Here is a 513-nt window from a genome sequence, read left to right on the forward strand (position 1 = left end):
GCTCCCACATTTTGTTCTGTGTACACCAGCAGTACAGTCGTCTTCTGCTGTTCGCTCGCGTAAACTTGCGCGTCTTTCGCAGCCCTACCCCGCTGCACACTCATTTTTTCAAAGGTGCCCGCCATGCCTTGGCTGCAAGTCCGTCTCGCCATCAGCCCAGAACAAGCCGAAACCTACGAAGACGCGTTCCTCGAAGTGGGCGCCGTGTCGGTGACCTTCATGGACGCCGAAGACCAGCCGATCTTCGAACCCGAGCTCAACACCACCCCGCTGTGGTCCCACACCCATCTGCTGGCCCTGTTCGAAGACGGCACCGATGCCGCCAGCGTCCTGGCCCACATGGAACTGCTCACCGGCGGCCCGCTGCCGGAGCATCACAGCGAAATCATCGAAGACCAGGACTGGGAACGCAGCTGGATGGACAACTTCCAGCCAATGCGTTTTGGCCAGCGCCTGTGGATCGTGCCGAGCTGGCATGCCGCCCCCGAGCCTGACGCCGTGAACCTGCTGCTG

The 513-nt window shown here is 61.4% G+C and carries 1 protein-coding gene; it reads left to right on the forward strand.

Translation table 11 applies throughout. The annotated features are described in order from the left end of the window. Nucleotides 1-123: 123 nt before the first annotated feature. Nucleotides 124-513, forward strand: a 390-nt coding sequence (locus HX846_RS27265; RefSeq protein WP_178966476.1) for a 50S ribosomal protein L11 methyltransferase, incomplete at its 3' end; no start/stop codon positions are given.

It is taken from the genome of Pseudomonas sp. K5002, assembly GCF_013386655.1.
In the GTDB taxonomy this organism is placed as follows: domain Bacteria; phylum Pseudomonadota; class Gammaproteobacteria; order Pseudomonadales; family Pseudomonadaceae; genus Aquipseudomonas.